This window comes from Ginsengibacter hankyongi (assembly GCF_008710285.1).
GTDB lineage: Bacteria > Bacteroidota > Bacteroidia > Chitinophagales > Chitinophagaceae > Ginsengibacter > Ginsengibacter hankyongi.
In genome coordinates this window covers 2,108,119-2,134,589 of the sequence record NZ_VYQF01000001.1, presented here as the reverse complement: position 1 = coordinate 2,134,589, position 26,471 = coordinate 2,108,119, and the positions used below count along the sequence as shown (strand labels likewise).

The following is a 26,471-nucleotide window of genomic DNA, read 5'->3' as shown; positions in this document are numbered from 1 at the left end:
TAACCTAAAACTCTTAAACATGACAAACATCTTATGGACTGTTGCAGTAATCTGCATCGTAATTTGGGCCATCTCCTTCCTGGGAGGTTTCTTCACAGGCGGACTAATTCATATTTTATTGGTGATAGCAGTTATCGCTATAATTTATAACCTGGTAACAGGCCGTAACGCGGTTTAGCGGGTATAAGATATAGTGCTTTAATGATAATTACCCGAGGTGGTTGGTAATTTTGATACAGGTCTTCGTTGTTATAAACGGGGACCTTTTTGAAAGGATGCCTGGTTGAACTGGTAATTCAAATCTCTGCAAGTGTCCTGTAAGTTAAGAATAACTGGTACGCCTACACGAAGGCGAAATACACCGGTTCAATCTAACGTGCGCCAACTTCCTCCCAATTATCAGAGGTGTTCGGGCTTGTTGCAGACAGGTAGGTTGTCTCTGCGAAATTTTATGGGCGGCTACAATGGCTCCATTTTATCCTTACCGGAAGAGGGACGAGTTTCACTGGTTGAAAGCCTGACTACCTTTACAAATCTCCGTCTATAATAATCGTTTAAAACAGTTATCACCACTCCATTTGCTTTGCCGGACGATGAATGTATAAATTGAATATTCCCGTTTTCATTGGAAATAATAATTCCTATGTGGCCAACAAATCTTTCTGCACTATCCGTTCCTGTAAATAATATAACATCACCTTTCTCAGAATCTGCTGATGAAATCTCTTTGCCAATATTTGTAAAACCTATAGAAGATCTTGGAACTATTATTCTGAAATGGTTGAAAACGTACGTAATGAAACCGGAGCAATCAAATCCATGCAAGGGGTCGGCAGAGCCAAATAAATAGCGGGTTCCAATAAGTGTTTTAGCAAATTCAACAATAGAATCTATTCGGGCATTCCCCAAAATTTTTGCAGGGACAGCAACTGGGCCATGGGCAACCAGAATTGCAGGTTTAATAATAACTGAATCTCCTGTTATAACCCTGGTGTTATTAACCGTATCGCCTGCAACTGAATTTGTGTTACTGAAATTATTATTGCAGCGCATATATACGGGAATACAAAAAAATGTAATCATCATACACATTGAAATTTTCTTCCTCATAAGTCGTCTGATTTAAAGGAAAAAACTCTCCTTTGGTGAATACTGCCTATCTAACGCATGAATGAAGTAAAGATTTCAATTTATATTTTGGCGAAATGTTTAAAAGGCTCTAATAGGCCTTTAGGTTTATATCTGGCTAATATTAAAGTTCGGGCCCCTGTAATCAATAAAATGCGTTACCCAACAAAATTCTTTTGTCCCTGCTTCACAAAAAGATGCTCCACCATGTTCCTATTCAATAAAATTTTTTGCAGGCATCAAGATACTCTGAAGATTGGCATCACAGATATCACACTTGCGTCCTTGCCGGAGTTGACTTCGTTAACAACGCATTTAATTCTTCTTGTATATACTCTTTTGTAGACGGACAGCATTAGTAACCATCACAAGTGATACTTTAATTGAATTTTTTTATCAATTGTGCATAACAAAAAGATCAGTTGAGGAATATTAATTGCGAAAGATTGAAAATAATTTGTAATTACCTGAATCGCTTTAATGATATTAATGTCAATTTGTTTTAAGCTAACTTTCCGGCATCTAATCCCACCAACCGGCAACTTTTAAAGTACTCCCCACTTTCCTGAAAACCAATTCAACATAATCTTTACGGCCACTGTTACCGAATCCAAGTACCCCAACGAAAGGATCATCTTCCAGGTTCAAACTTGAGAAAAGCCTGTCGTGGCTCACGTCAAATCCCTGGTTTTTCAGCTCCGAGAGTTTATAGATTTTCAATTCAACAAGTTCCGGTGCACCGGAAATAACATTGCCCATCGAGTCCCGGGTGGGCGGCCGCGAAAAATTTTTTGCAATGGCGCTGTACGAATCCCGCACTTCTGCAAGGGAATTCAGTATTTTATTATCAGCATAAAAAGGTACTGACGAATTGGATACCAGTTCATCCAGGTTATTACTTTTTAAATTGCTGCACCATGCGTTGGCCATATCCGTAGCCAGGCTATGATAGTCTATGGCAGGAGGGGGCTTCAATGTATCGGTGCCGGTACCATGCGTTACATTACCGGGGGAGCCGCCATCATTATTTTTTAGAAAAGGTTTTACGGCTAATATAAGTCCCGTAATGGCTGTAAGCAAAGCCGTAACCTTTGTTATCGTACCCAGGGTAGAATCCCAAAACGAGCCGCGTCCTTTTTCCCCCGTAGAATTTTCATTTGCCATAGCGATTACTTTACTGTTATAGTGAAAAATAGAATTGCAGATCCAATACTGGTAACAGGTGTGGTCAATTAAAAATACAGTTATCCAGGGGAGATTAAAACATATTATTACTAAAATTAATAATAGTTTTAATTAATTGCAACACCGGTGACTATTCTAATATCGGCTGAAGAAAAAGTCAGGCAGCGGGATGGTTATGCCTGATCGCGGCAGAAAATTTTGTTATACCGATTAGGGATAACATATATTTATCAATACCCCATAATAAATGAAAGATCCTTTAAATGATTTTGAAAATACGGAACCCAAATCTTTCAAAACAAGAAGAGTAATTATCGTGTACCTGTTACTGTTAGCAGCACTTATACTGGTTATACTGCGGGCTTACGTATTGTGGAAGAGAATAGTACATCATTAAATGAGACAGCCATGGAAGAATTTGAATTACCGGTGATTTATAAAGGCCAGGAAAGAATGCTGCCGGCCTCTCTGCAGGTGACAGGTTACACCCACCGGTTTGTAGTTGACATTGATGGCCAAAGCATCATTCTTGAGCCCGACGAAGAGCGAAATTACCGGGCCCTTCTTAGCAATGAAGATGTAAATAATAATTTACCTATTGACCGTGAATTGGTAAAAGCTGTTATGGAAAGCATCAATAGCAATTTTAAATAAAACCTGCACCTGTGTCGTAAGGATTCTTCACAGGGTAAAAAACAAACTTTATATTATGGCCGATGCGCACACCAAAGAAATCCGCAGTAAAATCATGGCAGCTAAAGGCAAGAATACAAAACCTGAAATAAAAAAACTCTTAATCTTAAATCACTTATCAGGATTGGTAAGTGTTATCGGCTGTATCCTGAAAGCTTTCACATTTTTTCCTTTTTGACGTGCCGGTATCCAGGCCGGACCTTTTTGCACGGCCTCTATGCCAATGGCGGCCAGTACAGATCCACCCATGGTGAGAGCTCTTACGTTTGATATATTTCCTGAGGTATCTATAAAAAATCGCAGCAACACGGTGCCATAATCCTTATCGGTCAGCTCGTCTATATGTGCCTGTATTTGTCTTGTTATATAACGCGTCCAGCCGGCAGGGCCACCGGGAAACTGTGCAACGGTGTCTTCTGCGAAGGATACATTGGTATAATCTTCCTCAGTACTGTCAACCGAAAATAACTGGCCGCCCTTAGTATACCCAAGCGCATAAAATTTCCGATCTATAACATCATCTTCCGTTAGCAGTTCCAGGTGCTTATCAGGGTAGTAATAATAGTGTACACTGGTTATGGCAGTGCCCTTGTCAAAAAATGTTGAGTCATCAAGCCGCCCGTCACCATACCTTGTCAGCCACAGGCCGTCCCTGTCTCCTTTACTATACATACCCTTCGTTTGAATTCCTTCATATTCACCATCATATTCGTATGGCCCCTGCCGTATGCTGAGGGTAGCATCAGTATAATGAAAGATACCTGCAGGTTTATGGCCTTTAATATAATGACAGATTACGGCATACAGGCTGTCTTTCCATTCGCCGGTGCCGAATATAATTGCATCGTGCTTTTGAACAACGTTCATATACATGTCAAAATAAAAAGTTGCCGGGGTTTGGCTAAAGCCTCCTAAACAAAAATGAAGCAGCAATAAGGTATAGAGGTATTTCATAATAGTTTTGGTTAAAGTAAAAAATATAAAACAATACTAACGCTTAGCAGTAACAGCTGTCATTAATCGTTCCCATTTATTTTACGCGTAAGAATAAACGATTTTATTTTTTAGACCTCGTTGCAAATGGAGGCCTTTGGAACTTTTAACTATGGTAAACATTTATCAAAACAATAATTACTGCGTATTCGCAACATTTTGAAAAATTCCATTGTTCACCGTAAGTTCTACATTGCTTGTTGAATAAAATGCCCCGCTAAATGTTCCACTCAATAGGTTATCTGCTGAGACTGTAAGGGTAAATTTACAATTACCAGTACAGGTATAACTTTCGCCATTCCGTACAAAGTTAAAATTAGTAAAAGTTGCAGTACCGGCATTGTCTTTTGTTAGTGGGTGCGATCCCACCAATCCCAACATCATATAATTCGTGTTGCTTACACCGCCGGAAATTACATAATTAGTATTTGTAGCACTTCCTCCATAGGTATAAAGTCCTATACCTATAAACTCTGAAGAGCCGGTAGGATCTCCGGAATATTGGACATTTTGCCCATCAGCAACAAAACTCATTGTTGGAACTACCGCTTTAGGAGCGGTTTCTTTTTTCTTGCAACCGATGCTAAACATAAGCAAACAGGAAAAAACAGCAAATAACTTTATCATATTTTTTGATTTTATTGTAAAATAATTCTTCTAACCTTGTTTGAGGCGTTATCCAGCACATACATCACACCATTCTTATCCATTGTTATACCTAGTGGATTATCGAGGCATGCCCCATAGCCAATACCATCAATTGAAGCTTTATTACCATTTCCCGCAAGGGTAGCTGTAATGCCTGCCTGGCTTATTAATCTAATAGTGCCGTTAAAGTTATCTGTTACAATGAGATCACCGGCCGGGTCTATTATCATCCCAACCGGGAAATTAAAACTTGCGGTATTTGCCGTTCCATCAGCGGAGCCCGAAATGCCACTGCCCGCAAACGTGGTAACATCGCCAGCAGGAGTAATCTTCCTTATTTTATAATTACCTTCTTCTGAAACATAGAGGTTTGCATTTGCATCGGTCACAATTGAGAGCGGCTGATTAAAGCTTGCGAGCACACCTGTAGCATCCGCTGCGCCGGAAGCGCCGCTGCCTGCCAATGTGGTTACCGTTCCCCCGGGGGTAATTTTTCTAATCTTATTATTTCCTGCATCGGCCACATAAATGTTATTATTCCCATCTGTTGCCATGCCAACCGGATGGTTGAAAGTAGCTGCTATTCCTGTTCCGTCACGGGAACCTGTAGTTCCGTAAATACTCCCTGCCAATGTACTTACAATACCCGCCGGGGTAATTTTACGAATGTTATTCGTTCCAAAATCAGAAACATACAAATTTCCGTCTTTGTCAATGGCTATTCCAAAGGGAAGGCTGAAGGTTGCACTGCTTCCGGCCCCGTCATTATTACCCTGGGCGCCGGTACCGGCAAAGGTGCTCACCGTTCCATCTGTTGAAATCTTTCTTATTTTGTTACTATAAGTGTCTGCTATATACAGGTTGCCATTACCATCACAAACAACTCCCCATATACCGTTAAAATCGGCCGAGGGGCCAGGACCATCTGTTGATCCGGCAGTTCCATCTCCGGCAAGAGTTGTTACATATAAACTTATTACCTTAATGTTATCCGCAGAAGTCGCGGTTTTTCCGCCCACGGTTACACCAATCTTCCCTGACCCGGAAGTACCACTTACCGTTACCTTCAATTGTGTTGGTGAAGCTGATACAACTTGTGAGGGTGTTCCGTTGATGGTTACAACATTATCAACGACAGTTGGGCTAAAATTACTTCCGTTGATAGTTAACTGGTAACCGGTGCCTATTATACCGGGTGAAAAGCCGGAAATAGAAGGAACACCGGGCGGCGCTGCCGGCGTATCACTTTTCTTACAACTTGTAATAAGGGTAACGCAGAATAGAGATACGATTAATAAGAATAGGTTTTTCATGATTGCAGTAGCAGATTTAGTTTGGTAAGGTTGCTAAGTGGGCGATGTATAAATATCATCTTAACTAATACGCTTAATTGGCTATAAATATTGTGTCAGGTAACTTTACACCATGACCGATTTGCACACACAGGAAATAAGAAGTAAAAAAACTTGTCCCGTTTTTCGGGATGGCAGCCATTCAAGGCAAGAATTCAAAGCCCGAAATGCTGGTGCGAAAATTCTTGCATGCCCATGACTACCTCCTGCTCATCTTTGGCGTCCCCGCCAACAGTTTGTTAATCATTGAGCGTTCCACCCGGCCAAATTCTTTTGTTCTAAGTAACATAACGCACAACCATACCCGAATAAAAAGTTTTTTCAGTCATCCAATCAGCACAACACTTCGGTGGCGTTGGCCGGACAAACGGGCGGAGCTCCTGAGCATAGCCGAAGGAGGGTTGTCCTTGATCTTTTGTTTCTTTTGTATCAAGACAAAAGAAAAGGAAAAATCATATCCTTACCATTTATGCAATAACCCGAACCTTATTCAACTTCTCTTTCAAGATAACACATCCATTTTCAGGACGCACATTTTTACCATTCACCAATACGGTCCTGTACGGACCCACATACAATTTCACCGTCCACTGTGGCCTCGTAGTTGTAATAATATATTCATTCCCCGCGGTGGTTGTATGGTAATTAACAGAAAGCAGGTTATCACCAATAATTACATTTTTAATGGAAGCATATTTCCATGCAGAAGGAAAACCAGGACGAAGAGTGATCTCCTTTTTATATGCCAGGGGATCAATACCAAAAAAATAATGGATTAATGGAATATTTACTCCACGGATATTCCACGCCTGTACAAACATTCCATAATCAGGCGATACCTCGTACATGGTTCCCGGTGTAGCAAAGCTGAATGAATGTAACATAGTATGAATGTACTGAAGAGCAGTGTCGGGGTTACCATAGCGGCACACGGCAATGGCAAGGTTAGCAATGGCAGCAGGCATTACAGCCCTGTTGTAATTAAATTCTTTGTCATGCTTAAAAGAGCCTTCATCCATATGGATATCGTCGGGCCTTTCTATTCCTGAAATGTACATTCCAAATTTATTGGTAAAAAGCCCTATTTGCTGAAATGCCTGGAGTGCTTTGACCGTATCGGCACTCCCTTCTTCCAGCGGACCGATGCCGGATGAATTATAATACACAACATATCCTTTGGCAGTATACGTGTTGTCCAGGATAGATGTTTTTAATGCCGTTAGTTTTTGAAGTGCCCAGCTGTTTCTATCCGGGTGAACCCTGTTTGCGAGCGCCGAATCAATAATGTCAATCGCTTTTTCTTTGGAAGATATAAAATCAGCATACCTTTTTTCCCCGGGCACCCACCAATCGCGGTTGATATTTTTCCGCAGTTGTTCCGCTTTTTCATGGTAATTGCCGGCGGCTTTTGTATCCTTTAAAATAGTTGCCATATTTCCCATCACTTCCAAAAAACGCTGGGTTGCTACCTGCACATCCAGCATCTCCGCATTAAGGCCTGCAATCTCTACTCCTCCGTAGCCTTCAATATAACCATTGTGATTCGTATCATGCTCCTGCAGCCACTTCCATAATTTTTGTCCCTGTGCATAATTGATAGCCAGGAATTCCATATCACCTGTCCATTTAAAAATATCCCAGGCGGTAATAATGTGCAGCTGCGATTCTTCCATTCTTCCTGTAGCATACACCGCACCGTTAGTAGAGGCTTCATGAATGATACTGCCGTTATCGCCATTTGTTTTGTACGATAACTGCTTCAGCATTTTCCATGAACTGTAAAAAATACCTGGCTGAATGGTTCCTGTTAATGCAGGGAAAGTAGCCGCCTGGTCATTACTGAAGAACCACGGATAATCAGGCAAACCTGCACTCATGGCCCGGCCCATTCCCGGTACATCCCTTACGAGCCAGTCGCTGGAATACTTACCCCATTGGTATGCTTCTGTCAAAGCTGTATCAGGGATATCAATCTTTGCATTTTCTTCCAGCTGCTGATAACGCCGTTCTTTTGCCAGGAACAATTGCGGCAACATTTTTTTTGCCTTCGCAATGTTTACCTGTATTTCCGCTTTATTTTTTATTGACCCTGAAATATAGAAACGCAATAATGCTGTTGCGCCCTTAGCCACATGTATTAAAGCAGATAAATTTCCGGTGATGCCTTTATCGGGATAAGGTGATGGTTGCGTCCCTTTAAAGTCTATATGCCTGCCTTCGGCAGAAATGCCCGCATACCATGGGTTATTATTGTCTTTAAAAAATACAGTCCCGGTTTCTTTGTCATAAGAAAGCAGCGCATCGGTAGTGTCTATCATGCCGCTTCTTTCGCCGAGCCATACAGGCATCAGGTTCACATCCGCAGCCAATTGTAAAGTAATGTCCTTATCAGCATTGCCGTTATTGGTAAGGGCATATTCTACAACCAATACGGGCATGCCGTCCGGCACAAAATCAGTCCTGGTTACTGAAAGCTGCTCCTGCGGAAACTGGTAACTATATTGGGTAGTGAAGGAACAGGTAACAAAGTGGTCGCAGGTATCCGCATGCGCAACCACCCCGGTATTACTATCGGTAAGGGTTAATCGAAAACCATTTAGCAGCTTTATAGGATGCTGCCAGATACCACCCATTTGGCCGGGCACATGAAAACCCACTGAAGGGAAATTGCCCGCCTGGTTCCCGATAGCGTACAACCTGTCGCCGGCCGTAACACAGAGGTAACGGTCATTATTCTTTTTGCCAAAGAGGTGAGGCAACCTGCCACTTGCCTGCTGCAAAGAAAATTTACTTTGCGGGCGTGCTGTAGAAGAAATCGCCATAATAAGCACTGCCAAACAGTACCTGCAATAGTTAGTCATCATTTATTGTTAAGCGTACGTTGGAAAAGGAGAGAACTATAAATAAATTCTCATAATAAAATTAAGTCAATGCAGGTTGTCTGTTGTCAATTTCATTGGTACATGGAGAATCTTACATACATCAAAGGCTGGCTTACTTTTTATCGCTATTCTAAATAAAATTTTCGCAATTACGGCCTTTTCGGCAACGAGTGGTATCTATTTCTGTAATACCAGCTTCCTTAAAAATTTTAAATTGTTTACCATGACCTCGCAGAAATAGACCCCATTGGCCATGCTACTTCCATCAATGGTCCATTTTTGAATACCTGCGTCACGGTCGCCCCTATATATTTGTTTCACAAGGCGACCGTTTCCGTCATATAGCTTAATGCTTATCTTTTTTGCCTCCGGAAGGTTGAGCTCAATAGTGGCATTGCTGTTGAAAGGATTGGGTAACAGAGTCCATCTTAGCTCATCTGCCGCGTCTATCTTTACACGAGCTGTTGCTTTTGCCATAGCATTGGCATCACCCGTATCGCTTACTATAAAGGGCCGCATCATATCGTGATCTTCATGGCTAAGGATGTGACAGTGCCATACATATTTACCCGGGCGGTCGAATTTTGCAATCACCCTTGTTACTTCCCCGGCAGGCACTATGTGCGTATCTTTCCAGCCTTTCTCATCAAGGTTATATAATTGCGGCTGACCTGTTAAACGAATATTAGTCAGCTTTTTAGTTACCGGATCAAGGTCACCGGTAAATTTCTGATGGCTGAGCACCTGGAACTTTACGAGATGTAAGTGAATGGGATGCTCATCTACCGTTGTATTATAAAACTCCCATATTTCGGTGTCGTTTAATTTTATATTTTCTGTTACCGGCTCGTCAAAATCCATTGCGCCCCCATCCACTGTACCGAGTATCGGTTCTATTCTTTCAAACCGATCTTCACCCTCGGCCAATAGCAATTTTCTCACCGGCCCGTTTTGTACCAACGGCGCTATTGAAGGAAGCAACCTTGCAGGCAATATACTTAAAGGAATACTTGTGTTCAGAGTCTTGTTTACACGAAAAGCCATGATCTGTCCTGTTGTTCGTGGGTCATTAGGTTTTCCTGCCCGGTATGGAGTTTTCGCATTGTTACGCAGAATAATGGTTTGCCCCTGCAAAGATGGATTGGCAAAATCTATTATTATTTCTGTGCGTTCCCCCGGCCCTATCAGCATTTGATTTACAGGTACCGGCGAAGGCAGTAGTCCCTGGTCGCTACCTACCCTGGTGAAGGTATTATTGCCGGATAAGAAAAGGTTATAAAACCGGCTGTCCGATCCGTTAAGGATGCGAAAAAGATATTGCCGCGGCTCCACGTCCAAAACCGGCCACGCCTTCCCGTTAACCAAAATAAAATCGCCAAAGAATTCCGGCAGTATACTGGTCGATATCTCACCCTGCTCTTCAAGATCTGCAGGATAAAATAATTTACCATCGTTGGTAAACATCCTGTCTTGAATTACCAAACCCATGTCGTACGCATCGGCAGGCAATTTATGCTGTGTTTTCAGCTGCTGCTCATAATCGTCAGTAAGCACATAAAAACCGGCAAGCCCTGCATAAACGTTCAATCTTGTAATACCCAAGGCATGATCGTGATACCAGAGCGTAGCTGCATCCTGGTCGTTGTTGTAGGTATAAGGTTCGTTCTGGCCTTTAATAAAATCCGGGCCTTTTTTAGTAAAGAAAGGAGTGTTCCAGGCAAGAGGTCCTCCATCGCTGGCAGCTTCTGTATGTCCCCCGTGTAAATGCGTTACCGTGGGAACGCCGTATTGCCGCCAGCCAGCTTCATTCATCAGTGCCCACTCAATTGTTGTGTCAATAGGTAATAAATGAGGTAATGGCTGTAATGTGGAGGGATCGTAAAGATTGTTGTTCCAAAAAAAATGTAAGGGCACATTTTTGCGTGCCACAATGGTAGGCCCCGGATAAGTGCCGTTATAACCCCAAACGGGGGTAAGCATTGGCGTGCCTGTTATTGGATTACGCAATCCAAGGTCCTGGTAGAACTGGCTGATGGAAACGGTAAATGTGCCGCCATTGCTTCCATCAATTACTGGAGGAACCGGCAACGGATTTACAAACCGCGGTTGCGACAATGGGTCAAGCAGCTCTTGTGCCCGAAGTGGAAAAGTAAAGCATATAAAAAAGAAAAAAATTGAAAAAAGTTTTATTGAACTCAATACCTGTTTCATAACGTCAAGTTTTGCGAGTGAGAAATTGGAAGTAAGATAAAAACGGGAACGGGCAGAATCATTGATTTTGGTCATAACCCCTGATGATCTTCTCACGCACGGAATGGCGAAAAAACGCAGCCGGCACACAAAATTTTAAATAAAAACTGCACTTCGTGTTGCAAGAATCCTGCGCCTGATAAAAAACTAAATTATATTATGGCCGATATGCACATTAAAGTAATAACAGCTTGTTCGCCCTGGCGAAAGGCAGCCATTAAATGCAAGAATACAAGCCCGGCAATACTGGTGCGAAATTTCTTACATGCCCATGACTACCCCCAGCTGCTGCTGGCGTCGCCCGCCAACAGTTTGTTAGTTAATCTTTGAGCGTCCCATCCGGCTAAATTCTTTTATGCGAAGTAACATAACGTACAACCATACTCGAATAAAATTTTTTGCAGTCATCCAAATACTTTGAAGAATGGCTGCAACCGAACGAAAGTGTTCTCACGCGCCGAGGTCTCACGGAACATTTATTATAATTTAAAATCTATGCTGTAAAAATCCGTCGTGACAATATATTAATTACCTGTTTTGAATTTTAAGTGAATTATTAATTCGTTCCAGTTCATCACGGAACGAAGGCAATTCATTTTTTATTACATTCCATACAAGTTGCAAATCGGTACCAAAATATTCATGTATCAGCCGGTTTCTCATGCCTCTTATTAGCTGCCATGGAATTTGATTTTCAGTTTCTTTTATCTCATCAGGAATTCGTGAAACTGCTTCACCAATTACCTGGATATTATAAAGACATGCTTCTGCAACCATGAAGTTGGCTGAAAAGTCAGTGAACGTAAGATTACCGGTATACATTTGTATATGGTCAATACAATTTAAAATGTCTTTAATGATAACAGACGGCTTTCTTTCAGACATATACAATATCTTTTTCTACAAAAGGCAGGTATTCGGGTTTTATAGAGCGGCTGGGCACTACATCTGTTTTGATGCCAAAAAGCGCTTCTATTTCATCGGCCATGGCAACAAAATTTAATCCCATCGGGCCGGTAATATCTACAGCAATGTCTATATCACTTTTCTCTGTGGCTTCCCCGCGGGCGTAGGAGCCAAACACTCCAAATCTTGCAACAGGATATTTGCGTTGCAGTTCAGGTTTATGTTTGCGTAATGTATGTAATATGTCTTGCAGTGTGTACATCTTGCAAAGTAAATATAATTTCTAAGAACTTTACCTCCTCCGCAAACCCGTTATTGTTTTACCAAAATACAGAACAGTAATATTTGTACACAGCTGTTTCTGTCATGAACATAAAATCCTGTCGGAAGTTACAACAGTACTCCTTTCGCTTTCCAATACTCATTCGTAAAGCGAAACCTGCCTAAGGCTTTATCGAAGCTGAGCCATTCCATCAAAATATCTTCCTCACGATCCAGGTCTATAAGCCCGAATGAAGAATACTTAAGGCCGCGCAATTCCACGTGCAACGTCATCTCATTCATGACACCCAGCATAGAGCGGCTATCCGTTTTGCTGACAACAAAACCCTCCTGCACCAGTTTCATTTCCCGGGCAATAAAATCCGGGTTAAAACCCCACCGTTGCAACAAAAGCGGCAGCCGTTCATAAAACCGCGGCAATGTGGTTTTTATACTTTTTCCCTGCGTAAGCACCGCCAACAGCGATGGCTCGTGAACGTACATCACCATCAGCTTACCTGCAAAGCCCGTAGGAACCAGCTTTGCATACCATGAATGCAGTTGCTGCCCTTCCGATGGCTCTGACACATACAAAACGGGCTTCAATCCTGAAGTGTTCAAAAGCTTTTGTACTACATGAAGAATAATCATTCTGTAAAATTAAGCCCGGAAAATTGCTTTTCATGACGATGATGGTTTGGGCTGTGGTGGTACCTTTGTGAACAATGGCAGATGTGCACGATACCGCGACCCGAAGTTTTAGCATGAGCCGCATTAAAGGCAAGAATACAAAGCCCGAAATTCCGACGCGAAAGTTTTTACATGCACATGGCTACCGGTACAGGCTACACGATAAAAAACTCCCCGACAAACCTGACATTGCCTGCCCGGCCGGTCAGGCGGGTTTTACCAAAATATAAAACCGTAATATTTGTACATGGCTGGCGGCAGGCAGGCGTTACTTCTTCTTCAACTTCGACTTATCATATTTGCCTTTAGGATTTCGCTTGTGATGATAAACGGAAATAATTGTGATCAGTTTTTTATCGTCATCAATAAAATAAATCAAATTATAAGGATATTTCTTCAAATTAAGTTCCCTTAATTTTTTGTAGATATTGCGATACCTGTAAGGATTAGCGCATATAGCCGTTATGGCTTTCTGAACGGCCAGGATGAAATTATCAGCGGCAATTATACTTTTTTGTTCATACCAATTAAATGCATTTTCATATTCATCAGCAGCAATGGGGTCAAACGCATATTTATACGACATTGCTACTTTCTTTTTTTTCTTAACGACTGGAGTCTTTTATTCATTTCAGTCGGCGAAACCATTTTGCCTCCTTTTAAATAATAGTTAACCCGGCTGTCTAATTCTGCCTTAAATTCAGGACTGTATTCAACGATAGTTTCTTTTATTTCATCTTCCACCATTGTATAAATTGCATTTATTTTTTTATCGTCAGCTACTTCAAGATAGCTATGTAATTGTTTCCGTATTTCTGCTGTTTTCATAATTTACTTTTTTTAACCCCTTCAAATATAGGTAACCATTTATCATACCAGGCAGTCATTTACACAAAAATAAAAAACTATAAGTACAAGTCAAACCGGGTCAGAAACATGTTTTTATCACGAGGTGTTGCTTTAAACCTATAATACATTGTTAACTTTAACTCATGGCCAATGTACACACCAAAGAAATCCGCAGTAAAAATATGGCAGCCATTAAAGGCAAGAATACAAAGCCTGAAATGTTGGTACGAAAGTTTTTACATGCGCATGGCTAACGGTATAGGCTACACGACCCAAGCTCACCTCACTCCACCAGGCCCATGATTAATACATCATTACTATTATCCCATACACAATCAATGCAATGCCTGCAACAGATGAAATCCATTTTGGATGAGGCACCGTTTTTTCAATAAGAACAAATAGGGCAATAAGGGCTATCCATAACAAATTCATAATACCCGAAAAAAAGAGCAGCACCATTAAAACCCAACAGCATCCGAGACAATAGGTTCCGTTCTTTATGCCCATTTGCAGGGCGCCCTTCTTTCCTTCTTTCCAGTTGCGATGAATAAAATTAAGAGGCGTGCTGCAGTGATGGAGGCATGCCTTCTTCCATCTCGTAAACTGAAATATTCCTGCAACTACCAGGATGGTGGCGCCCAGTATTTTACTGGTTGTTTTCATTTCAGCGTTTAACAGCGACACCTGCTGCAGAGCCCATTGCAGCACCGTGGCCAGCAAACTAAAACCAGCCCATATTAAAAAATAACCGGCCAGTAAGTACCCCGTGTGTATGAAGGGACTTTGAGCCTCCCTTTTTTTACGGTTTACCATGGCAAAAATCAGGATCAGGGGGGTAACCGACGGAGTCATCATGGCAATCATCATCACCAGCCACATTACGAACAATAAAACAAAATCGGTTACCGTCCAATATTGCGTCATCGGCATGGCAAAGAATGCCGCGTTCATATTCATCACCGCCATTTGCCTGTATAAATAAATAATGTACAGCCACGACAAGGCGGAAATGATTACAAGACCAACAATAGTAATGAAACGATCTTTTTTAAGGAGATTTTCCAATGGCCCGCTTTTTATAATCGATCAATCCCGGGGATACCATTTGCATCAGGCTATGCAGCCTTCATTGGCATAGGTAGCAATGCTTGAATGGCAATTTTTCTTTTCATGTTTAATAGAAAAACCTTTTGCCTGCCAATGCCAGTCAACGCTGCCGACGGTGCCCCGTTTAAATACAATACCGTTGGGTAATAATAACTCACCTTCAAATAGTTTGCCCGTTACGGCATTCCTGATGTGTTCCGCCTTAGCTTCGCCGGCGCCTTCTACGGTAAACCAGCCGTCGTAAGGGTGATAATGAAAGTCAATCTTTGCCAGCGTCGTGGGCAGGGTGCTTTTAAAAGTAGACGGGAATATAGCAAATACGCCGCCGCCGTATTTACCACTGGTGATGGCTTCAATAGCTTTCACCTGCTCTTCAGTGGCGCTGTTATTTACATACAGGGCGCCCACTCCATCGCCCATGTGAATGGCTTTTGGCCACCACAATCCCCAGGCAAAAATAACCCCGTCCAGGGAGGTAGTATCAAAATAGCCTTTGCGTACGTGGTATGCTACTAACGCTTCGCAGTTGCCGTAGGTGGGTAGCGCATTAAAATTGCACGGACACCCATAATCGCAGTTACAGCTTTGCAGATATTCTGCTTCCATTCTCCATTGTGGTGATGAATTGCCTGGCATACACCCGGGTTTTAAAATGGGAAAATTATATTACCAAATATAAAATATTATTGGAAAAATACAAGGCCCGCAATGGTTACATTCTTCTTTTTTTTAACTGCTAACTTTATGCAATGGCAGATGTGCATAGTAAAGAAATAAGAAGTAAAAAAACTTGTTCGCCGTGGCGAATGGCAGCCATTAAAGGCAAAAATACAAAGCCCGAAATGCTGGTACGAAAATTCTTACATGCACATGGCTACCGGTACCGGCTACACGATAAAAGCCTCCCTGGAAAACCGGATATTGTATTACCAAAATATAGAACTGTGATATTTGTGCACAGCTGCTTTTGGCATGGACATAACAACTGTAAATACTTTGTTGTACCCAAAACAAGAAATGATTGGTGGCTGAATAAAATAAACGGCAATATTGCCAATGATGCAAAAGCTGTTACAGCATTAAAGAAAGCTGGAAAATTATTAGTCCAAGGGAAGGCCCTCTTAAACAGGCAAACACCAAAAGAACACTTACCCCATCCCGGTTCCTATTTCAATCTATGCAACCTGGCTTAACGGCAAATGTATTTTATCCGACATCAAACAGCATTGTCAATTCGATTTTCAAATTAACTTCGTATCATACAACATACAGTCTTTAATAGTTCAGTAAAACAGGTTTCGGACATTACAACAAAAATAAATTTGCGAATAAAAAATTCAGGCAACCGGGAAAACCTTACAGAAGAGGGGGATTCGCTGGCAGCAGCATCTAATAAAAACATATCATGAAAAAAGTACACTGGGGCATCCTGAGCACAGCCAATATCGGCAGGCAAAAAGTGATCCCCGCCATGCAGGCCGGAGAATTTTGTGAGGTAGTGGCGATTGCTTCACGCAATAAAGAACAGGCAACCACTGCAGCCACCCAACTGAAAATTCCCGTTGTTTACGACTCGTATGAAGCATTGCTCAGCGATCCGGAAATAGACGCGGTGTACATTCCGCTGCCCAATCACCTGCATGTGCCGTGGAGCATCAAAGCATTGCAGGCTGGCAAGCACGTGCTTTGCGAAAAACCCATTGCACTCTCTGTGGCGGAAGCAGAAAAATTAATGGCGGCAGCCAGGCAATACCCGCAACTGAAGATCATGGAGGCGTTCATGTACCGCTTTCACCCCCAATGGCAACTGGCTAAGCAAATGGTGGACCAGGGAAAGATCGGTACGCTGAGAACTATTCATTCCTTCTTTTCTTATTTCAATGCCGATCCTGCCAATATCCGAAACCAGAAAGACATTGGCGGCGGCGGGATCATGGACATCGGTTGTTATAATATTTCCCTTTCCCGCTTCATCTTTGGTAAAGAACCATCGGCCATTTCAGCCATTGCAGCATATGACCCGGTAATGCAGACCGATCGCATCGCTTCGGGGATGATGGATTTTGAAACCGGCACCTCCACCTTTACCTGTTCCACACAATTAATCCCTTACCAGCGTGTGAATATATTTGGCACGGATGGCAGGATAGAAATTGATATACCCTTTAATGCCCCGCCCGACCGGCCCACAAAACTATGGTTGCATACAAAAGGAGAAACGGAAGAAACGGTTTTTGATACCATCAATCAATATACGCTGCAAGGCGATGCTTTCTCCAAAGCGATATTAAATAACGAACCGGTACCCACTCCGTTGGAAGATGGAGTGAATAATATGAAGGTGATCGAAGCTTTTTTCGAAAGTGCAAAAAGTCAACAATTCGTTAGGCTGTAACAACCGGGTAAAGAGGTGGCAGATGTGAGAACTCATACGTATCGCACTATAAAGCATGTGTGCCAGGGAATAAAAAAATAATCAGCCGGTAAATTAATATATAAATTACAGGGAGGAGAAACAACGACGTGGCCATCTTATTAATATAGTTATGTAAGCGCTTATATGAATTAATTTTTGAGGACTGTTTGGATGCAGATAGATAACACGCAGTGTATCTTTATACAATGGCTGATGTACACGATAAAGCAACCAGAAGTTTTAATATGAGCCGCATTAAAGGCAAGAACACAAAGCCCGAAATGCTGGTGCGTAAATTTTTACATGCACATGGCTACCGGTATAGGCTACACGATAAAAAACTCCCCGGCAAACCCGATATAGTTTTGCCAAAATATAAAACGGTAATATTTGTACACGGTTGTTTTTGGCATGGGCATAACAACTGTAAATATTTTGTTGTTCCCAAAACAAGGACTGAATGGTGGCTTAATAAAATAAACGGCAACATTGCCAATGATGCAAAGACTGCTAAAACCTTAAAGAAAGAAGGCTGGAAAGTTATTAATTTATGGGAATGCAATCTTAAGCCTTCAAAGATTGATAAAACACTAACTACTCTCCTCAAAAAACTTTCCTGACACTTTTTAAAAGTTATCAAACGTGACTTAAAAGCAAATGTACTTTAAGTCACATAAAATACTATTGCCATATGGATATCAAAACGAAGATTGGTTTGCGAATTAAAGAATTGCGGACCGAAAAAAATCTCACACAGGAAGCTGTCGCATGGAATGCAGACGTTGACAGAACATTTATGAATCATGTGGAGAATGGTAAAAGAAACGTGTCTGTTGATACCCTCGCTAAAATCATTTGTTCCGGGCTGGGAATGAGTTTCAAGGATTTTTTTAATCAGGATTTATTTAATGGAAAAAAGAAGAGTAAATGATCGCAGAAGAAAAAGTTAGTTTATTAAGTAGTAAGATTCATATCGTTTCAGAAAAGCTTTGGAAAGTAGTTTTATTTGGTCCTGATAATTATAGGTCAGCACTTATAAGTCATTATGTAAGATCAAGGAAAAAAAGTTTAAAAAAAACCGCAATTCAATTTACCAAAGAATTGTTGGATGGATATCTCGATGAAGAAATTACCAACGCTGTCGCCGAGGAAGCGCTGCAATATCTATTCAAGTTCGATGAGGATATACCTTTTCCTAAACCCGCATTCCCAAAGTTCACCTTCATCGATTTGTTTGCAGGAATAGGTGGTTTTAGAATTGCAATGCAGGCGCATCAGGGCGAATGTATTTTTTCTTCTGAATGGGATAAGTATGCACAAAGAACTTACTATGCAAATTTCGGAGAAATCCCTTTCGGAGACATTACAAAAGAAGAAACCAAGAGATGGATACCCGATAAGTTTGATTTATTGTGCGGAGGTTTTCCCTGTCAGCCCTTTTCAATAGCGGGAGTTTCAAAAAAAATAAGTTTAGGAAGACTTCATGGATTTGATGATGTCAAACAAGGGAACTTATTTTTTCATATTGCTGATATAATACAAAAGCATAGACCAAAGGCTTTCTTTTTGGAGAATGTAAAAAATCTTGTAACACACGATAAACATAAAACTTTCAAAGTAATTAAGGAAACATTGGAGGCATTGGATTATTCATTTCATTTTAAAATAATGAATGGAAAATATTTTGTTCCGCAAAACAGAGAGAGAACTTTTATGGTGGGATTTGATAAGAACGTTTATAAAGGGAAAGAAAACTTTCAATTCCCTGATATTACAGATACCAAAAGGAAATTCAAAGATATTTTACAGAATAAGGTGAATCCAAAATATACTCTATCCGATCATTTGTGGAAGTACTTGCAGGACTATGCGGTGAAACATAAAGAAAAAGGGAATGGTTTCGGTTTCGGCTTAACAGACCTAAATGGTATAAGCAGAACCATGAGCGCCAGATATTATAAAGACGGCTCTGAAATTCTTATTCCGCAAAAAGATAAAAACCCTAGAAGACTTACAGAGAGAGAAGCCGCCCGACTTCAGGGATATCCAGATCATTATATAGTAAATGCTGTATCCATGAATCAATCCTATAAGCAGTTTGGAAATTCTGTTGTAGTGCCTTTGATAGAAGCGATTGGAGAAAAGGTTGTAGAAACTATGCAAACAAAAATTAAGTAGCCATGATGGAAACCTTTTTACAAAAGGCAATTCAATCGATTCAAAGTTCTATTATTTCGTTTTCGAAATATATAACTGCAAATGATACAGGTTCTACCGGAGCCCATCAGGCGGGCTTTCATATCCACAAAAATTCATGGAAACTTATCTTTCCGGAACCAGGAATAAAGGGCTCTAATAAAGATAAATATGTAACCATTAAATGGCAAGATTCGTTTGAAACTTCCAGCCGTTTTATTTATTATGGTACAGGCACGAGGAATGAATATCGTTTAACAAGATTTGGAAAAGGATTTCCTTTTCTCAGCGATGAAAATATCGGTAACCTTTTAATAATATGCAAAAAGAGCGATGAGTATTACGAAGCATTTGTATTAAAAACAGATGAAGACATTGATGATTTTTTTGCAGAGTTGAATATTTCATCAACCGATACAAATGGGATAATTCCTAAACAATTTGAACAAACTGCAGCAGAAAATTTATATGAATGTTTCTTAAAATTTCTTAGCTCCCTCAAAATCGATTTTCCAACTACCATAGAGCTTGCCAAAAATGCACGAAATTGCTATAACAATGCTTATTCAATAACTGATAAAATAATTAAAGCTAATCCTGACAAAGAAATTTTAAATTGGCTTGATGCAGAATTCCAGTTATTTAAAACAATTGAAAATGATAGATATTTAAAACGAATTCAAACTCCTTTCGAAACAGTCGAAGAACTTGTTATAACTGCAAATACAATTCTAAACAGAAGGAAGAGTAGGGCAGGTAAATCTTTAGAGCACCATCTATCAGAAATATTTAATACCTTTTCCATATCCTTCGCATCGCAGACCGTAACAGAAGATAATAAAAAGCCTGATTTTATTTTTCCTGGACTGGACGCCTACTTAAATCCAAAATTTGATAATAAAAAACTCTTCGTTCTTGCAGCGAAGACCACATGCAAAGATCGTTGGCGGCAAATATTAAATGAAGCAGACAGAGTCAAGACTAAACATCTTTTTACATTACAACAAGGAATATCGAAAAATCAGCTTGAAGAAATGTATAAGTACGATGTGTGTTTAGTTGTGCCGAAAACATATTTACAAAGTTTTCCCGAAGAGTTTAGAAGTAAAATATTAACTCTCGATGGATTCATAAATGAAGTTTCCACTAGACAGTAATAGAAAAATAGAACTTTTATCTTTCAAATTATATTATAATCGAAGGCGCTATAAACCTAACTCCCGTGATGATATGGATGGATCCTATCCAGAGCGAATTATGCCTCAGCGGACTTTCTCCAATTAAGTCTTATTTTGTATTAAAAAAGATGATGGACAAGATTGAAAAGCTAGATACAAATCGTACTGATATCCTTAAAAAATTCATAACAGGTTTTTTACCGAAGCGAGGAAATAAACGAAAGGGTGAAAAGAATGAAATTGAATACATCAGTTCAACGATTGATCGGATATTCAGCAAATATTTTGATTTCAACGTTTCAAGCCGGCATATACTCGATGCTTTTGAAGAATTAGGTTATGATATCTTTTTAAAAAAGAGTTTATGGAATGCTGAGAAAAAGGAGGACATTCCTTCAAATAATGGGAATCGGGTTCGGCTTGATGGTATCTATGCTGATTATCATGCAGCTTTTATTTATGTAGATATCGAGCCACGTATTGTTGGGCAACTACGCTTGGTAACATCTGGGTTACCCTCTACCACTAGTAAAGAAAAATTAAGTCAAAGGCAAGAAATCGAAAAAAGAATCAATTTATTCAAACAAACCATAAAAGTTACATAAGGTTGGGCTTATTTCCCCGCTTGTGGGAGCAAAAGAGCGGAGAATACTTTCGTCACCGGGGTTTCACACCTGGTTCTTTCTAATGCCTTCCAGGGCGCCAGGCCACTAATAGAAAACTTCTTAAAAAAGAAAACTGGTATAAGTGGCCAGGCACCTAAATAGCAATATCCCGATAGGATTACCCGCAACTGGTATTCATGATAAATCATACATCATTCAGGTTGCCTACTTTTTCAAAACATTTTCATAAGCGCTGTTCAGTGCATCCAGTATTACAGGCCGTTCTGCTTTTTTTAATTCAAAAGTAGTCCAGCCCTTTAGCCCCCACTTATTAAGAATGGGATAAATGGATTCGTCTATAGAACAAAATACTTTTTGCTCTTCCGGTGTCAGCAGAATATTTACGGACTCACTTTTTTTATGCAGTGTAGCAAAAATTCTTTTGCCGGTTATTTTAAAAGCGGTCCGCTCAAAATGGGGCTGGGAAACCGTGCCGGGGAATGATAAGGCCATTTCTTCAAATTCTCCTGGAGTCATAAAGTATATGATGAGGTGTTAGATTCTTAAATATAAGAAATGTATTCTTTCGTGTAAAAATTACTGCGGCAGCGGGAGCAGGCATTTTTTATTTAGCTGCTGTGCGTATGTTTTGCTTTGCCAACTTCCATGAACAGAAAATTGTTTCGTGTGCCAGCCAAGGCTGAGTTTACAAAGCTGAGGATGTAAAGTAATCTTGGCGAAAACCCGGTATACCTGTAATCAATACAAAAAAAGCGGGCTTATACAATAATTATTTATCTCACTCCGTTATTCAATATGTTCATAAAAAGTTAGTTTTTTAGTTGAAAAATGAAAGCCGGATTAACATCCGGTTTTTTATTTTTAATCTGCAGGTACTCTTCCTGTTAGCGCCAGCGCCCACCGGGATGACTTTGCGCAAACTTTTCACAATCGTTTATCCCTCTCAGTTATGTAATAAAGTATTTAATAACAAAATTCCACAATACATAAAAACGACAGCAAGAAACAAAAAATTTAACCGGCTGTAATTACGGGAAGGCTGTGTTCCCTTTTTTTCCACTTTTCCATAAAACTTACCTTCTGCACTGCAGTTATAAGGCAAAGTATTCCTAAGGCTATACATATAAAAGCTATAATAACCAGGAAGGCCGGTTTGCCAGCCATCAATATTATGCCATCGGTTACTTTTAAAAAACAGCAGCCAGCTCAAAACTATCAGCCAGCCACGATAATGCCCAAAGCAACAAGAGCGGGCCCTTGTAAAAGCGCATCAGGAATTTCTGGTAACCTTCTTCTGTGTAAAAAAATTTAGCGCCTACTTTGCTGAAACCAATGTGCCCTTTTTGGCGGTGTTTTTTCAGCGTGTTGGGGTGCATGCCCAGTTTTGCCAGCATCTCGTCCTGGGTATACCAGGTATGGTTGGGTGGTGGCTGCCCGGGAACCTGTTCATTGTTGCTGGAGTCAGGCTGTTCGTTACCCTCCCCGGTTCCATCTTCGGGCAAGAGTGGATCTTTTTCCTTCATAATTGCAATAGAGATTTATTGTTACAAGTCGTGGGGTGGCTTTCTCAATAAGCGCTATTGTTTATAGAATAATAAATTTATAAATACTTTTTTGAATTACAAATTTTTTGAAACCCGGATTAAATAGAACCGGCAGCTTGCAAAAAAAAAGCTGTTACCCGGCGGGGTAACAGCATACAGAAATACCATTCGCTCTACTGAACGAATTGAGTAGCCACGGTGCTGTAAGCAATCTGCTCACCGGTGCCAACGGCTGCCACTCTCACCCAGTATTGTTTGCCGGGTGTAAGGCCGGTGAAAACAAACCGGGCCTTGCTGCTCTGGTAACGGGTCCATGTGGTTGTTTCGGTTGGAGCCGTGTCGCAGATTTCGTGGAAGTAAACCCTTGCTGCGTTTACCTTCGGTACTGAATCTACCAGTTCGCCGGAAGTAACCCCGTTTTTGAGGGTAACATTTCCGGGATTGGAGATGTACGAAGGCTCAGGCATTTTTGTAAGGGTGTAGCCACTGCTGGTGAGTATGGCGGCATCGCCATTTGCTACATACATTACATACATACCCAGCTGTTGCAACAACGCTTCCAGCTCGCGGCGGGCTTTGTTCTTTTGGGCCACATTTATGAGGCCCAGGCCCGCAGCAGCCGACAGGGCGCTACTGTAATTACCAACGGCAGTCTGCACTTCTGCAAGCGTAGGGATGGGATCAGTAAAAGCAGGGTTACCCGTCATGCTCGTAAGAATGAAGACAGCCTTTGTCTGAAAATCCGCATCACTATAGCTACGGAAGCTGAGACAGATCTTTTGTAATCTCATGGTAATGGATTTTTTGGTTGACCGCAATATCGCGGTTAAGAGGTATAACAGGGGCACCGTAAATTTATTTTATGCCATTTACCGATTGTTGCCTTTTGGCGAAAATTGTTGGGTTTTGTAAGATGCAACAACAAAATATTTGCCGGCAGGGGTATAGGGCAACTAACGGTTATGGCTGCATGCCTTTACTAAAACAATATAAAAATGCAGCGAACAAAATATTTTTACCGGCAAGGGTTACCCGAAAAGTGACGCAAAAATTTTTTTTACGAGAGAATGATGCCGGAAAAGCAATGCTAAAAACTTTTTTTCGGATCAAGGATGACGCAAAACCGCAACTAAAGACTTTTTACATACAGTTGATGATAAAAAGCGACGCAAAAAACTATTTTACGGACGAATGAAAGCCGAAAAGTGAAGTGTAAAACTTTTTTACGGGAGAATGTTGAACGAAAAGTGACTCATAAAATCTTTTTACGGGAGAATGATACGCGGAAAGTGGTGTAATAAATTGTTGTGTGTTGACCTGGTTTCTAAGTCCCGGGGAGAGTCTCCCCGTTCCCGCCAGCGTCAGCTGGTGCGGTTTCCCAAAAACCCTTTCAATATCGTCTACCCCTCTCAGTTATGTAATAGGGTTTTTAATAGCAAAACTCCATAATACATTAAAACAGCAGCAAGAAACAAAAAATATAAACGGCTGTAATTTCGGGAGGGCGCTAATATCATGCCTCCTGCTGATGTTGGCGTCCCGCCAACATCTGTATTTATAATCAGCAGATAATATTTATATTTATTGATGCTTCAAACTTATCACACTGAATTTTTAACCGGAACGATTTTTAACTGGGAACATCTTTTAGTAAGTGACGCTTTTAAAAATATCATTATCAGCTCTTTTGAATGGCTTGTTCAGAAAAAAAAATGTACTATAAACGCTTTTGTCATAATGCCAAATCATATCCATATGCTTTGGAAAATTTCGGACGGCTTCGACAGGGAGGATGTTCAGGGGGCGCTATTTAGCTTTACTGCCCACGAATTTAAAAGACATTTAAAGACAAAAGATGCTATTACTCTGCAAAAATATTCTGTAAAAAGCTCAGACCGGGATTACCAGTTTTGGGAAAGAGAGCCAATGGTGAAAGAATGCTGGACCCAAAAATTTTTTCGGCAAAAATTGAATTACATTCATTTTAATCGCTGCCAGCAACATTGGAACCTGGCTGGCTCGCCGGAAGAATATAAGTGGTCATCGGCATTTTTTTATGAAACCGGGATAAAGAGCTCTTCCTGGCTGAGTCATTTCAATGATTATTAAATGTTGGCGGGGACGCCAACATTAGCAGGGGTAACCACCGACGAAGAATACAATACGAACCTTAATAAACTAATTCTTTCAACCAAGGGAATTTGGCAGGATAACAACACACAATCTTTTTATAATGTAGTTAAAGTGGGCTTTACTCTGTTATTGTAAACCTTAATTGCTGCAAAATGCCAGATAGTGTTGATATAAAATACAAAAGTAGCCCTTCCTTTACTCCGGGTAACGATACAATGATTTGCATTGGCCCGCACTTAACTCTGCCATTGCCGGTGTTCCTCCTGCTGATGTTGGCGTCCCGCCAACATCTGTATTTATAATCAGCATATAATATTTATATTTATTGATGCTTCAAACTTATCACACTGAATTTTTAACCGGAACGATTTTTAACTGGGAACATCTTTTAGTAAGTGACGCTTTTAAAAATATCATTATCAGCTCTTTTGAATGGCTTGTTCAGAAAAAGAAATGTACTATAAACGCTTTTGTCATAATGCCAAATCACATCCATATGCTTTGGAAAATTTCGGACGGCTTCGACAGGGAGGATGTTCAGGGGGCGCTATTTAGCTTTACTGCCCACGAATTTAAAAGACATTTAAAGACAAAAGATGCTATTACTCTGCAAAAATATTCTGTAAAAAGCTCAGACCGGGATTACCAGTTTTGGGAAAGAGAGCCAATGGTGAAAGAATGCTGGACCCAAAAATTTTTTCGGCAAAAATTGAATTACATTCATTTTAATCCCTGCCAGCAACATTGGAACCTGGCTGGCTCGCCGGAAGAATATAAGTGGTCATCGGCATTTTTTTATGAAACCGGGATAAAGAGCTTTTCCTGGCTGAGTCATTTCAATGATTATTAAATGTTGGCGGGGACGCCAACATTAGCAGGGGTTTTTAATTGCAAAACTCCATAATACATTAAAATAGCAGCAAGAAGCAAAAAATATAAACGGTTGTAGTTCCGGGAGGGTTCTATTCCTTTAGTGTCCCGGTGGGTTTTCATAGCAAATCTTAATGGCAACTATAATAAAAATTTGTTTTACCATAAAAAGCTGCGATTCCCTGTTGCAAATCTCCGCTAGCTTCTCCGGACAAAAGATAGCCATTCAGGTCAACCTTATAATTGCCATAATTAGTTGTCCAGGTATCAAGCAAGTTGCCTGAGGAAGGATCATAAATTTTAGTAACAACCTGTTTTAATGGATTGGCAGCATGGTTGCCAAAATTCAACACGGTTAAATATACATATCCTTCCAGCGCATCAGGGAAAGTATATATCCAGTTTTTTATCTTTAAAGAATTATCATAAGTGAGAGTCGATTCAAGAACTTTTAAATTACCGGAGCTTGCAGCTGTCATTACGCAGTTGGTTAATAAATTACCGGAATAAGTATAGGCCGTACTAAAGTTTGGAAGCCTGGAACCATTTATATATAGATTT

33 protein-coding genes and 1 pseudogene are annotated in these 26,471 nt (G+C 40.6%); 16 read left to right on the top strand and 18 right to left on the bottom strand.

Annotated features, from left to right (window positions below; all coding sequences use genetic code 11):
• Positions 1-19 precede the first annotated feature (19 nt).
• The gene (locus tag FW778_RS09070) at positions 20-178 is read left to right on the top strand and encodes a lmo0937 family membrane protein (RefSeq protein WP_150414277.1); all 159 of its coding nucleotides are present in this window, start codon (positions 20-22) and stop codon (positions 176-178) included.
• Positions 179-459: 281 nt separating this feature from the next.
• On the opposite strand, the gene FW778_RS09065 is transcribed toward FW778_RS09070, so the two are convergent.
• Positions 460-1,110 carry a C40 family peptidase gene (locus FW778_RS09065; RefSeq protein WP_150414276.1) on the bottom strand — a complete coding sequence of 217 codons (651 nt, stop codon included), beginning with the start codon at positions 1,108-1,110 and terminating at the stop codon, positions 460-462.
• A 540-nt stretch (positions 1,111-1,650) separates the two neighbouring features.
• On the bottom strand, positions 1,651-2,292 hold the full coding sequence (locus tag FW778_RS09060; RefSeq protein WP_150414275.1) for a hypothetical protein: 642 nt from the start codon (positions 2,290-2,292) through the stop codon (positions 1,651-1,653).
• Between the two features lie 268 nt (positions 2,293-2,560).
• On the opposite strand from FW778_RS09060, the gene FW778_RS23080 reads away from it, so the two are divergent.
• On the top strand, positions 2,561-2,710 hold the full coding sequence (locus FW778_RS23080) for a hypothetical protein (protein WP_202552133.1): 150 nt from the start codon (positions 2,561-2,563) through the stop codon (positions 2,708-2,710).
• 11 nt (positions 2,711-2,721) lie between these two features.
• Positions 2,722-2,967, top strand: a complete 246-nt coding sequence (locus tag FW778_RS09055; protein WP_150414274.1) for a hypothetical protein — start codon at positions 2,722-2,724, stop codon at positions 2,965-2,967.
• 150 nt (positions 2,968-3,117) lie between these two features.
• Here the strand turns inward: FW778_RS09055 and FW778_RS09050 are convergent, their stop codons facing one another.
• From FW778_RS09050 to FW778_RS09020, 7 genes are all read right to left on the bottom strand, one after another.
• A complete protein-coding gene (locus tag FW778_RS09050; protein WP_150414273.1) occupies positions 3,118-3,960 on the bottom strand; it encodes an energy transducer TonB in 843 nt (280 codons plus the stop codon).
• A 177-nt stretch (positions 3,961-4,137) separates the two neighbouring features.
• Positions 4,138-4,626 carry a hypothetical protein gene (locus FW778_RS09045; protein ID WP_150414272.1) on the bottom strand — a complete coding sequence of 163 codons (489 nt, stop codon included), beginning with the start codon at positions 4,624-4,626 and terminating at the stop codon, positions 4,138-4,140.
• Between the two features lie 11 nt (positions 4,627-4,637).
• Positions 4,638-5,960: an IPT/TIG domain-containing protein gene (locus tag FW778_RS09040; RefSeq protein ID WP_150414271.1), complete on the bottom strand. Its 1,323-nt coding sequence runs from the start codon at positions 5,958-5,960 to the stop codon at positions 4,638-4,640.
• A gap of 506 nt (positions 5,961-6,466) precedes the next feature.
• A complete protein-coding gene (locus tag FW778_RS09035; protein WP_235906178.1) occupies positions 6,467-8,830 on the bottom strand; it encodes an alpha-L-rhamnosidase-related protein in 2,364 nt (787 codons plus the stop codon).
• A 228-nt stretch (positions 8,831-9,058) separates the two neighbouring features.
• A complete protein-coding gene (locus tag FW778_RS09030; protein WP_150414269.1) occupies positions 9,059-11,167 on the bottom strand; it encodes a multicopper oxidase domain-containing protein in 2,109 nt (702 codons plus the stop codon).
• 492 nt (positions 11,168-11,659) lie between these two features.
• Positions 11,660-12,016, bottom strand: coding sequence for a HepT-like ribonuclease domain-containing protein (locus FW778_RS09025; RefSeq protein WP_150414268.1), 357 nt, complete (start codon positions 12,014-12,016; stop codon positions 11,660-11,662).
• On the bottom strand, positions 12,009-12,299 hold the full coding sequence (locus FW778_RS09020; protein ID WP_150414267.1) for a nucleotidyltransferase family protein: 291 nt from the start codon (positions 12,297-12,299) through the stop codon (positions 12,009-12,011). The genes FW778_RS09025 and FW778_RS09020 overlap by 8 nt, the downstream gene beginning before the upstream one ends.
• Positions 12,300-12,348: 49 nt before the next feature.
• Here FW778_RS09020 and FW778_RS23705 point away from each other — a divergent pair.
• A pseudogene (locus FW778_RS23705) lies at positions 12,349-12,468 on the top strand (hypothetical protein); the annotation flags it as partial.
• Here FW778_RS23705 and FW778_RS09010 read toward each other — a convergent pair.
• Positions 12,428-12,949 carry a DUF6933 domain-containing protein gene (locus FW778_RS09010; protein WP_150414266.1) on the bottom strand — a complete coding sequence of 174 codons (522 nt, stop codon included), beginning with the start codon at positions 12,947-12,949 and terminating at the stop codon, positions 12,428-12,430. The pseudogene FW778_RS23705 and the gene FW778_RS09010 overlap by 41 nt on opposite strands.
• 74 nt (positions 12,950-13,023) lie before the next feature.
• Between FW778_RS09010 and FW778_RS09005 the strand changes: the two genes are divergently transcribed.
• Complete coding sequence (locus tag FW778_RS09005) at positions 13,024-13,218, top strand: hypothetical protein (RefSeq protein WP_202552131.1); 195 nt, start codon at positions 13,024-13,026, stop codon at positions 13,216-13,218.
• A gap of 38 nt (positions 13,219-13,256) precedes the next feature.
• On the opposite strand, the gene FW778_RS09000 is transcribed toward FW778_RS09005, so the two are convergent.
• Together FW778_RS09000 and FW778_RS08995 are read right to left on the bottom strand one after the other, a co-directional pair.
• Positions 13,257-13,574, bottom strand: coding sequence for a type II toxin-antitoxin system RelE/ParE family toxin (locus FW778_RS09000; protein WP_150414265.1), 318 nt, complete (start codon positions 13,572-13,574; stop codon positions 13,257-13,259).
• Between the two features lie 2 nt (positions 13,575-13,576).
• On the bottom strand, positions 13,577-13,816 hold the full coding sequence (locus tag FW778_RS08995; protein WP_150414264.1) for a hypothetical protein: 240 nt from the start codon (positions 13,814-13,816) through the stop codon (positions 13,577-13,579).
• Between the two features lie 164 nt (positions 13,817-13,980).
• Between FW778_RS08995 and FW778_RS08990 the strand changes: the two genes are divergently transcribed.
• Positions 13,981-14,091, top strand: a complete 111-nt coding sequence (locus FW778_RS08990) for a PDDEXK family nuclease (RefSeq protein WP_150414263.1) — start codon at positions 13,981-13,983, stop codon at positions 14,089-14,091.
• A 49-nt stretch (positions 14,092-14,140) separates the two neighbouring features.
• Here the strand turns inward: FW778_RS08990 and FW778_RS08985 are convergent, their stop codons facing one another.
• A complete protein-coding gene (locus FW778_RS08985; protein WP_202552129.1) occupies positions 14,141-14,905 on the bottom strand; it encodes a DUF2182 domain-containing protein in 765 nt (254 codons plus the stop codon).
• Between the two features lie 45 nt (positions 14,906-14,950).
• Entirely contained in the window at positions 14,951-15,583 is a 633-nt protein-coding gene (locus tag FW778_RS08980) for a DUF1326 domain-containing protein (protein ID WP_150414261.1), read from the bottom strand.
• A 113-nt stretch (positions 15,584-15,696) separates the two neighbouring features.
• On the opposite strand from FW778_RS08980, the gene FW778_RS08975 reads away from it, so the two are divergent.
• The 7 genes from FW778_RS08975 (at position 15,697) to FW778_RS08945 (ending at position 21,342) form a co-directional block, all read left to right on the top strand.
• The gene (locus tag FW778_RS08975) at positions 15,697-16,140 is read left to right on the top strand and encodes a very short patch repair endonuclease (RefSeq protein WP_150414260.1); all 444 of its coding nucleotides are present in this window, start codon (positions 15,697-15,699) and stop codon (positions 16,138-16,140) included.
• A gap of 212 nt (positions 16,141-16,352) precedes the next feature.
• A complete protein-coding gene (locus FW778_RS08970) occupies positions 16,353-17,342 on the top strand; it encodes a Gfo/Idh/MocA family protein (RefSeq protein WP_150414259.1) in 990 nt (329 codons plus the stop codon).
• 227 nt (positions 17,343-17,569) lie between these two features.
• Positions 17,570-17,983, top strand: coding sequence for a very short patch repair endonuclease (locus FW778_RS08965; RefSeq protein ID WP_150414258.1), 414 nt, complete (start codon positions 17,570-17,572; stop codon positions 17,981-17,983).
• Between the two features lie 71 nt (positions 17,984-18,054).
• The gene (locus FW778_RS08960; protein ID WP_150414257.1) at positions 18,055-18,294 is read left to right on the top strand and encodes a helix-turn-helix domain-containing protein; all 240 of its coding nucleotides are present in this window, start codon (positions 18,055-18,057) and stop codon (positions 18,292-18,294) included.
• Positions 18,291-19,541, top strand: coding sequence for a DNA (cytosine-5-)-methyltransferase (gene dcm / locus FW778_RS08955; RefSeq protein ID WP_150414256.1), 1,251 nt, complete (start codon positions 18,291-18,293; stop codon positions 19,539-19,541). The genes FW778_RS08960 and dcm overlap by 4 nt, the downstream gene beginning before the upstream one ends.
• Before the next feature lie 2 nt (positions 19,542-19,543).
• Positions 19,544-20,716, top strand: coding sequence for a type II restriction endonuclease (locus FW778_RS08950; RefSeq protein ID WP_202552128.1), 1,173 nt, complete (start codon positions 19,544-19,546; stop codon positions 20,714-20,716).
• A 149-nt stretch (positions 20,717-20,865) separates the two neighbouring features.
• Positions 20,866-21,342 carry a hypothetical protein gene (locus FW778_RS08945; protein ID WP_202552127.1) on the top strand — a complete coding sequence of 159 codons (477 nt, stop codon included), beginning with the start codon at positions 20,866-20,868 and terminating at the stop codon, positions 21,340-21,342.
• 225 nt (positions 21,343-21,567) lie between these two features.
• On the opposite strand, the gene FW778_RS08940 is transcribed toward FW778_RS08945, so the two are convergent.
• From FW778_RS08940 to FW778_RS08930, 3 genes are all read right to left on the bottom strand, one after another.
• Positions 21,568-21,879 carry an MmcQ/YjbR family DNA-binding protein gene (locus FW778_RS08940; RefSeq protein WP_150414254.1) on the bottom strand — a complete coding sequence of 104 codons (312 nt, stop codon included), beginning with the start codon at positions 21,877-21,879 and terminating at the stop codon, positions 21,568-21,570.
• Between the two features lie 671 nt (positions 21,880-22,550).
• Positions 22,551-22,886 carry a helix-turn-helix domain-containing protein gene (locus FW778_RS08935; RefSeq protein WP_150414253.1) on the bottom strand — a complete coding sequence of 112 codons (336 nt, stop codon included), beginning with the start codon at positions 22,884-22,886 and terminating at the stop codon, positions 22,551-22,553.
• A gap of 194 nt (positions 22,887-23,080) precedes the next feature.
• Positions 23,081-23,698, bottom strand: a complete 618-nt coding sequence (locus FW778_RS08930) for a fibronectin type III domain-containing protein (RefSeq protein ID WP_150414252.1) — start codon at positions 23,696-23,698, stop codon at positions 23,081-23,083.
• A gap of 71 nt (positions 23,699-23,769) precedes the next feature.
• Here FW778_RS08930 and FW778_RS08925 point away from each other — a divergent pair, with 71 nt between their 5' ends.
• The 3 genes from FW778_RS08925 to FW778_RS08915 all read left to right on the top strand — a co-directional run bounded on the left by FW778_RS08925 (position 23,770) and on the right by FW778_RS08915 (position 25,890).
• Positions 23,770-24,102, top strand: coding sequence for a hypothetical protein (locus FW778_RS08925; RefSeq protein WP_150414251.1), 333 nt, complete (start codon positions 23,770-23,772; stop codon positions 24,100-24,102).
• A gap of 392 nt (positions 24,103-24,494) precedes the next feature.
• Positions 24,495-25,016: a transposase gene (locus FW778_RS08920; protein ID WP_150414250.1), complete on the top strand. Its 522-nt coding sequence runs from the start codon at positions 24,495-24,497 to the stop codon at positions 25,014-25,016.
• Positions 25,017-25,368: 352 nt separating this feature from the next.
• Positions 25,369-25,890, top strand: a complete 522-nt coding sequence (locus FW778_RS08915) for a transposase (protein ID WP_150414249.1) — start codon at positions 25,369-25,371, stop codon at positions 25,888-25,890.
• A gap of 151 nt (positions 25,891-26,041) precedes the next feature.
• On the opposite strand, the gene FW778_RS08910 is transcribed toward FW778_RS08915, so the two are convergent.
• Positions 26,042-26,389 carry a hypothetical protein gene (locus FW778_RS08910; protein WP_150414248.1) on the bottom strand — a complete coding sequence of 116 codons (348 nt, stop codon included), beginning with the start codon at positions 26,387-26,389 and terminating at the stop codon, positions 26,042-26,044.
• Between the last annotated feature and the right edge of the window lie 82 nt (positions 26,390-26,471).